Annotated in this window: 7 protein-coding genes; 2 read left to right on the top strand and 5 right to left on the bottom strand. The window is 72.2% G+C overall.

The window, feature by feature from the left end; all coding sequences use genetic code 11:
* Positions 1 to 205 precede the first annotated feature (205 nt).
* Positions 206 to 1,426 carry a hypothetical protein gene (locus ACIBF5_RS18490; protein ID WP_396813085.1) on the bottom strand — a complete coding sequence of 407 codons (1,221 nt, stop codon included), beginning with the start codon at positions 1,424 to 1,426 and terminating at the stop codon, positions 206 to 208.
* 182 nt (positions 1,427 to 1,608) lie between these two features.
* On the opposite strand from ACIBF5_RS18490, the gene ACIBF5_RS18485 reads away from it, so the two are divergent.
* Both ACIBF5_RS18485 and ACIBF5_RS18480 read left to right on the top strand, forming a co-directional pair.
* Positions 1,609 to 3,972: an AAA family ATPase gene (locus ACIBF5_RS18485; protein ID WP_396813083.1), complete on the top strand. Its 2,364-nt coding sequence runs from the start codon at positions 1,609 to 1,611 to the stop codon at positions 3,970 to 3,972.
* A gap of 116 nt (positions 3,973 to 4,088) precedes the next feature.
* On the top strand, positions 4,089 to 4,877 hold the full coding sequence (locus tag ACIBF5_RS18480) for an alpha/beta fold hydrolase (RefSeq protein ID WP_396813081.1): 789 nt from the start codon (positions 4,089 to 4,091) through the stop codon (positions 4,875 to 4,877).
* A gap of 70 nt (positions 4,878 to 4,947) precedes the next feature.
* On the opposite strand, the gene ACIBF5_RS18475 is transcribed toward ACIBF5_RS18480, so the two are convergent.
* From ACIBF5_RS18475 to ACIBF5_RS18460, 4 genes are all read right to left on the bottom strand, one after another.
* Positions 4,948 to 6,138, bottom strand: a complete 1,191-nt coding sequence (locus tag ACIBF5_RS18475; RefSeq protein ID WP_396813079.1) for a YeiH family protein — start codon at positions 6,136 to 6,138, stop codon at positions 4,948 to 4,950.
* Positions 6,138 to 6,326: a hypothetical protein gene (locus ACIBF5_RS18470; RefSeq protein ID WP_396813077.1), complete on the bottom strand. Its 189-nt coding sequence runs from the start codon at positions 6,324 to 6,326 to the stop codon at positions 6,138 to 6,140. Before ACIBF5_RS18470 ends, ACIBF5_RS18475 begins: the two co-directional genes overlap by 1 nt.
* Before the next feature lie 436 nt (positions 6,327 to 6,762).
* A complete protein-coding gene (locus ACIBF5_RS18465; RefSeq protein ID WP_396813075.1) occupies positions 6,763 to 7,566 on the bottom strand; it encodes a TSUP family transporter in 804 nt (267 codons plus the stop codon).
* Positions 7,563 to 8,063: an RrF2 family transcriptional regulator gene (locus ACIBF5_RS18460; protein ID WP_396813073.1), complete on the bottom strand. Its 501-nt coding sequence runs from the start codon at positions 8,061 to 8,063 to the stop codon at positions 7,563 to 7,565. The genes ACIBF5_RS18465 and ACIBF5_RS18460 overlap by 4 nt, the downstream gene beginning before the upstream one ends.
* Positions 8,064 to 8,081 lie beyond the last annotated feature (18 nt).

Raw genomic sequence — 8,081 nt, 5'->3', positions numbered from 1 at the left:
GGGGGCCCCACCCGGGCCGGCGCTTCGACACCCCGGGGTTTGGCGCGGTCCCCCCCCGCCGGGGGGCCCCCCCGGGGCCGGGGGGGGGGGGGGGGGGCCCCCCCCCCCGGGGGGGGGCCCCCCCCCGCGGCGTGACCGGGGTCGACGGCTGCCTGGCCGCCCGGACGACGACGGCAGGACGGAACCGTTGCGGGCGGCCGCCCGCCTACAACCGGTGGTGCTCGCCGATCGGCGTCTGCGGCTCCGGAGCCACCTCGTCGTGGACCACCTCGGCCACCTCGCCGGCGATCCGGTTCACCTCCGGGGCGGCGATCACCCGGTACTCGCCCGTCTCGGCGCTGATCGCGGCGGCGGCAATCACCGCAGCCGCCGCCCGATCCGCCACCCGCTTCGCCTCACGCTGCACCCGGGCCCGCACCTCGACGGCGTGCCGTTCGGCGGAATCGGCCGCCTGACGGGCCTCGTTCAGCCGGTTCAGCTCGGTGCTCAGCTCCTGGCGCACCTCACCCAGACGGTGCTGCAACTGGGCGACGTCGCGCTCCGCGATGGCCCGCTCCTGACGCGACTGGGCGAGCTGCTGCTCCGCGCTCTCCTGCGCGGCGTGTAGCTGGGACACCGCCTGCTGCCGCGCCTCGATCTCCTTCTGCACCAGGGCCAACTGCTGCTCGTGTGCGGCGGCCTGCTCGTCGGCCCGACGGCGTAGGTCAGCCGAGTACTGCTGCACCTCCGCCTGGAGCGCGGTGTTCTCCTGCTCGATCATCGTGCGCCAGCGACCGAGTTCCGACTCGGCGGCGGACTGCCGCTCGACGATCTCTCGTTCGACAGTGGCCTTCCACTGGGCCAGCTCCTGTTGGGTCTGCGAGCGGGCCGCCTCGATCTCCTGCTGGACCTGCGTACGCGCGGCCTCTACCATCGCCTCGGACTCGGACCGGGCATTCTCCACCTGCCGGGCGCTCTGCTCGCTGATCCGCTGCGCCTCCTCGACGGCGCGTTCCTGCACCGCCTCACCGTCGGCCTTCAGCTTCTCGGCCTGCTCATGGGCGTCGACCAACACCCGCTCCGCCTCGGCCTGGTGCTCGGACGCCCGCTGTGTGGCACTGGTGACGATCGCCTCAGCCTGCTTCTCGGACAGGGCCAGGATCTGGTCGACCATCGGGCCCAACTCACGGAACGAGGCCCGGTCGAACTGCGGTGGCCGCTCGCGCGACTCCGCCAGCTCCGTCTGCAACTGCTGGATGTGCGCGGTCAGGTTCTTGATGTGGCCGAACGCCTGCTCGCGTTCGGCCGCGAGCTTCGCGCTCTGGCTGTTCGCCTGGAAAACGTACTGGTCCACCTGCCGCTTGTCGTAACCGCGCAGCGTGGTCTCAAAGCTCGGCCGCGAGTTCGAGTCCTCGCGACCGTCGAACAGCTGCTCGGCTTGCGACATCCGCCATCCTCCATGCGATAGGAGCCCAGCACCGGCATACGGGCACGCCGCCGGGCCACGGCTCAACCGGCGGACTATACCGCCCCCTCGTTGCGCCGCAATGCCACTGGTGAGTCGGTGGCCAACACCCTATCGGGGCATTGCGGGCGCGTCAGCGCAAATGCCGCCCGTACGCTGGCCGGGTGGCCCTGATCGGACGCCGGCGCGAACTCGCCGCGGTGGAACAGTTACTTGACCGGGCGCAGGCGGGAGTCGGCGGGCATCTCGTGCTGAGCGGGCCACCCGGGGCCGGCAAGACGGCACTGGTCGACGCAGCCGCGACCCTGGCCCGCAGCCGGGGAATGACGGTGCTCCGTACGGCCGGGACCGGTGCCGACTCCGGATTGCTCCTCTGGGACCAGGTACTCCGCGACCTCGAACTCGACGAGCTACCGCCCGACGCCGGGCCCCGGGATCTCGACCGCGCCGCCCGAGCGATCGCCCGAGGCGGCCCCCGCCTGCTCCTCGTCGACGACCTCGACCGGGCCGGCGCGCCGGCCGTGGCGTTCCTGACCCTGCTCGGCTCCCGACTCGGATCCGGCGCGACCGTGCTGCTCGCGACGACGGAACGCCCCCTCGGACTCGCCCCGGAGCTGCGGCTGGGCGGTCTCACGGAACCGGAACTCGCCGCCCTGGTACCCGAACTGCCCACGGTCGCCGTACACGCGGTCTGGCTCGCCTCGGCCGGTCTGCCCGGTGCCGCGATCGGCCTCACGACGGAGGTGACGGGGCTCGACTCCTCCGCCGACGCCGTCATCCACCTGGCGCTGACGACACCGTCCCGGGCCGAGTTCCTCGACCTGGACCTGGGTCTGATCCGCCTGTTGGAGGCCGCCGCCGCCCGCCCGCTGCCACCAGCCGTCCGGGCCCGGGTACTGGCCCGGCTCGCCCGTGAACTGCTCGGCGACCCGTCGGCCGGGGCACGCCGCCGAGAGCTGGTCGACGAGGCGCTGGCCCTGGCCCGGACGACCGGCAGTCCCGGCACGGTCGCCGCGGTGCTCGACAGCCGGTTGCACGCGCTCTGGGACCCGGCCGCCGCCGACGAACGCCTCGCCACCGCCTCGGAGATCGTGACGCAGGCGCGGCGGGCAGGCGACGCCATGGTGGAGCGACGCGGGCTGTTCTGGCGCTTCGTCGCGCTCGCCGAGCTGGGTGACCTGGGAGCCGCCGAGGCCGCGCTGACGGCTTACGCCCGTGCCGGCGAGCTGGCCGGCGACGCCGAGGCGGCGGTGGTCGTGCTGGCTCGCCAGGCCATGCTGGCGACGGTACGCGGCCGGCTCGACGTCGCGGCGACGCTCGCGGCCGAGGTGGGCGTACGTGGCCGTCAGGCCGGACTGGCCGACACCGAGCGCCTGGTCGCGTCGCTGTACGGGCGGCTCGGGATGCTCCGGGGCACGATCGGGTCGGGTGCCGACGACCTACAGATCCTCGCCCGGCGGCTGCCCGGGCACTTCTTCGAGGCGACCGCCGCCCGCGCTCTGGCCGAGTCCGGCCGCGATGTCGAGGCGGCACTCGAACTGGAACGGGTGCTGCCGGCCGTACTCTCCGGATCCGGACCTCGCTGGGTGGGTGCCCTGGCCGACCTGGCCGTGGTGGCCGCCCGGCTCGGCGAACCGGCGACCGCGCAGGCCCTGTACGAGGCGCTCCTGCCCTACCGGGGGCGGCTGGTCGTCTGGGGTGGCGCCAACACGATCACCGGACCGGTCGACGACTACCTGGGTCAGCTCGCCACCCGATTGGGCCGGCCCGATCAGGCACTGTCCCACCTGGACGACGCCGTCGCGCTGGAGCGGCGGATCGGCGCCCTGCCCTGGCTCGCCGCCACACTGGCCGTCCGGGCCGACGCGCTCGGCGTACGCGGCGGCGCCGAGGACTGGACCCGTGCCGAGGACGATCGCGAGCGGGCCCGCTCGATCGCAGCGCGGCTTGAGATGTTCGGACTGCTCGTCACGCTCACCCCGCCCGCTGACGAGTGGCGGCTGACCCGTGAGGGTGAGGACTGGCGGCTCGACGCCGGCGCCGAAACGGCCCGGCTGCGCGACAGTCAGGGGGTGCGGTACCTGCGTACCCTGCTCGCCGCACCGGGACGGGAGATCGCCGCGCTGGACCTCGTCGCGGGTGGCTTCGGCCTGCGGGCGCCGGACGGGGACGCGGTGCTCGACGACGCCGCCCGCACCGCCTACCGGCGACGGTTGGCGACGTTGGAAGAACAGCTCGACGCGGCAGACCGGGCCGGCGACGTCGAACGGGCGGCGGCCGCCCAGGCCGAACGGGCCGCTCTGGTGGCGGAGCTGCGGCGGGCCAGCGGGCTCGGTGGCCGACCCCGCGCCCACGCGAACGAGGCCGAACGCGCCCGGGTCAACGCCACCCGCACGCTCTGGTCCACCGTCAAGCGGGTCGAGTCCGCCGCACCACTGGCCGGTGCCCACCTGAGGGCCTCACTGCGCACCGGGCGGCAGTTCCGGTACCAGCCGGCTCCGGGCGGCCCGGCCCGGTGGAGTGTGTAGTGCAAACCCATCCATTCTGCCCAATACGCCCCAGCCCGCACGGTGACCCCCGCCACGTACAACCTGTTCGCACCGGAGTTACGCCTGCTGGGTGACGCTTCGGCAAGGGAGAGACCATGAGTGAGGCACACCAGCGGTACGTCGGCGAACTGGCCGCCGACGCGTACGGCAGCACGGACGAGCGACCGCCCCTGGTTCTCGTGCACGGGCTCAGCTACGACCGGCGCCAGTGGAAGCCGCTCCTGCGCGAACTGGAGGCCGTCGACCCGGGTCGGCGGGTGCTCACCCTGGACCTGCCCGGGCATGGCGGGTCGCCCCGGCGCGACTCGTACCAGACCGACGAGATCGCCCAGGTCATCCACGAGGCGGTGACCGACGCCGGACTCGAGTCGCCCATCATGGTCGGGCACTCCCTCGGCGGCGTACTGGCGACGATCTACGCCGCGAGGTATCCGACCCGGGGCGCGGTCAACATCGACCAGCCGCTGCTGGTCGGCGGTTTCGGGGAGGCACTGCGCCAGGCCGAGCCGGTGCTCCGCGGCCCCGCCTACCACCAGGTCTGGGAGACCATGCTCGCCGGCATGCACATCGAACTGTTGCCACCGGCAGCGCGGGAACTCGTCCGGACGGCCACCACGCCCCGCCAGGACCTTCTCCTCGGCTACTGGCACGAGGTGATCGTGACGCCGGCGGAGGAGATAACCGAACGCCGGACCCAGGATCTGGACACCATCCACTCACGCGGCATCGCCTACCGGTACGTCACCGGCGAGGAGCCGAATCCGAGGTACCGGCGGTGGCTGGAGTCGACCCTGCCCGACATCGCCATCACCGTCCTGCCCGGCAGCGGCCACTTCCCGCACCTGGCCCGGCCCGGCGAACTCGCCCGGATCCTCGCCGGCTGAGGGGGGCCGAGCGGGGAAACCGCCTCGGCGATCGGCTTGCCCGATCGCCGAGGCGGCGCCCAACCGGACGTCAACCGGTGAAGTTGCGGAACAGCAACGACGCGAGGGCCAGGGCGAGCACCAGGTTGAACACCGTCGCGCTGGCGAAGACCGCGATCGGGCGCCAACCCGCCTCCCGCAACGAGGCGACCCGGAACTCCAGGCCGATGCTGACGAACGCCAGGATCAGGAACCAGACCCGCAGGTCGTTGACCACCCCGATGACCTCCTTGCCGTCCGCTCCGGCCGCGTCGAGGTACCAGGTGGCGATCACCGACGCGGCGACAAAGCCGAGCACGAACTTCGGGAAGCGACGCCACAGCTCGCCCAGGCCCGGACGGGCCGCACCGGGCTGGCGCTCGACCCGCAGGGTGAAGTACGCCGTGAGCGCCACCGCCACGACCCCCATCAGCGCGTTCTGCGTCACCTTGACGATGCTGGCGATCTGCAGCGCCTCTTCGCCCGCGAGCGCACCCGCGGCAGTGACCGCGGCGGTGGTGTCGATGTTGCCGCCGATCCAGGCACCGGCCACCGCGTCGGAGAGTCCGAACACGTCGGCCAGCCAGGGCAGAATGAAGATCGACGGCAGGGCGAAGAGGATGACCAGGCTGGCGGTGTACGCGAGCTGCTCCCGCTTGGCCCGTACCGCGCCGGCCGCCGCGATCGCCGCGCTCACCCCACAGATCGAGACGGCGGCGGCGAGCAGTGCCCGCAGCTTGTCGTCCAGTCCCAACCGGCCCGCGAGCCACCAGGTGAAGAGGAAGACGCCGCTGATGAGCAGGATCGCCTGCGCGATCGCCGGCCCGGCGGCACTGGCGATCACCGAGAGGTTGATCGAGGCGCCGAGCAGGACCAGACCGGTCTTGATGAAGAACTCGGTCCGGAAGGCGGCGGCGATCCGCTCCCGGATGCCGAGCAGCGTGACGAGTACGTTGCCGAGCAGGCCGAGCAGGATCGCGTAGACCGGGTATTCGATCGCGTCCGCGATCTCGGCCAGGTCCGTCTCCGCGAAGAAGGTCGGTACGTTCTGTTCGAGGTACCGGGTCGACGCGGCCAGTACGAGCACGACCAGCAGTCCGAGGGCGATCCAGCCCCAGGCCGGGCTGGGCCGTACCGCCGTCGGGGTGGTCGATCCGCCCTCGGTCGCGGCGACCGTCGTCGGGACGGCTGCGGCGGCGGACGCCTCCGCGGGGGTCTCCTTCGGTGTGGCGTCAGTGGTCATCAGGGCACCAGCCCGGTGGGGATCGCGCCGACCAGCACGAGGACGAGCAGGACGAGGCCGAGGATGGTCGCGGCCCAGTCCTCGTTGATGGCGAGTGTGCTCTCGGCAGCGGTCGGTGCGGTAGCGGTCGGTGCGGTGGTGGCCGGTGTCGGCGGTGGGACAGGTCGTGGTGGCGTCTCTTCGCTCATCATGTTCCTTTGGCTACGACCGACCCGATCGCGGGGCCGGTGCGGAAGGGGGAGGTTGTTCCGGTACTGACGCCGCGCCGGTTCGGATTTCCCGGCGGAGCTCAGGGAACTGCCGCGCGAAACAACGTGGGCGGTGGCGCCCGCGATGTGGGGGTGCGTACGGCAGCGCCGCGACGGCGCCTTCGGTGGACGGTGGTGCGTCGATCAGCGGGTGATCGTGTGGCCCACACGACAGAGCTCAGACGCCACCCGCATCAGGTCGATGACCCGGCGGGAGGTGAGATGGACCTCGATGAGCACGCACCAATATTCCTACTAAACCGATAGGAATATCAAGCCCTCTCCACCATCCGGTCGATCGACCCGGGTCGTACCGACACCGTGGGTGGGCGGCTCACCGCTGCCGGCAACCGTCATCGGCGCCGAGGCGCGTCCCTCAGAGCAGCGCGAGACGGAGAGCGCCGAGTCCGATCAGGACCGCGAGCACGGTCCGAAGCGACCGGTCAGGAATCCTGGCGGCGTACCGGGCGGCAGCGTAGCCGCCGATCACACCGCCCACGCCCAACGCGAGGCCGAGCGGCCAGTGCGGGGTACGCACGGTCGTGTGACCGGCGAAGCTCAGGGCACTGTAGGCGGCGAGCCCGGTGAGCGAGACGACCAACGTGGTGACCAGGGCGGCACCGGATATCCGGACCACCGGCCAGCCGGTGACCAGCAACGCGACCGGGGCGGCGAGGACAGCCCCGCCCAACCCGTAGAAGCCGCCGAGCAGGCCGCTGGCGATACCGACCACCACCATCAGGCGACGGTTCGGGCGAGTCAGTGGTGTCCACGCGGCCGACGGGCGCGCGGCGGGCACCGACGGTCGGGGCAGGAGGATGCTGGCGGCCACCGCAGCCAGCATCGCCGCCACCAGCACCCGGAAGACCGCCGAGTCACCGAGCAGGAACACGTTGACCAGCACTCCCAACACCGCGGCAGGCGCCGCCGAGCCGACCAGCAACAGCGTCAACTCGGTGTCGATGCGTGCTTGGCGGGCGATCCCCATCGGCGTGGAGACAATGTTGAAGAGCAGGTTGGTCGCACTGGCGACCGTACCGCCGAGCCCGAAGACGGTCATGAGCAGCGGCAACAGGAGCAGGCCACCAGAGACACCGGTCGGCGTACCGAGGGCTGCGGCGAGGGCGCCGAGCAGGACGGCGAGGCCCAGTTGCCAGCCCTGCGTCTCTCCGACAATCAACGGGTGGCACCTGGAGGCGCGAGCTGCTGGCGGGGTGTGAGCAGGTCGGCGAGGGTGGTCCGGTCGACCACCTGCTCGATCGCGTCGTGCACGGCCAGCCAGACGTTGCCGAGCCCGGCCGCGACCCCGTGGTAGCCGGCCGCGTCGGTCGGCAGTCCCCGTACGGTGGTCAGCGATCCGCTCAACGCGCGCAGTACGTCGCCGACGCTGATCTCGGCGGCCGGTCGGGCCAACGAGTAACCGCCGTCGACACCCCGCTGACTCAACAGCAGGCCGGCCCGTCGCAGGTCGTGCAGGATGCCCTGGAGAAAGCTCAGCGGAATCTCCTGCACGGTGGCGAGGGTCGCGGCCGTGACCCACTCACCACCACCGCTGGTGGCGCGACCAGCGGTGGTGGCGGGTGGGTCACCGTCCCGAAGGATCGAGTCGGTGTTCTTGCCGGCCGCGATCGCCAACATGGCGCGGATGGCGTAGTCGCTGCGGGCTGAGACGTACACGAAAGCTGCCTCCGGGAG

It is taken from the genome of Micromonospora sp. NPDC050417 (assembly GCF_044458865.1).
Classification (GTDB): domain Bacteria; phylum Actinomycetota; class Actinomycetes; order Mycobacteriales; family Micromonosporaceae; genus Micromonospora_G.
This window is presented reverse-complemented; position numbering and strand designations above follow the sequence as displayed.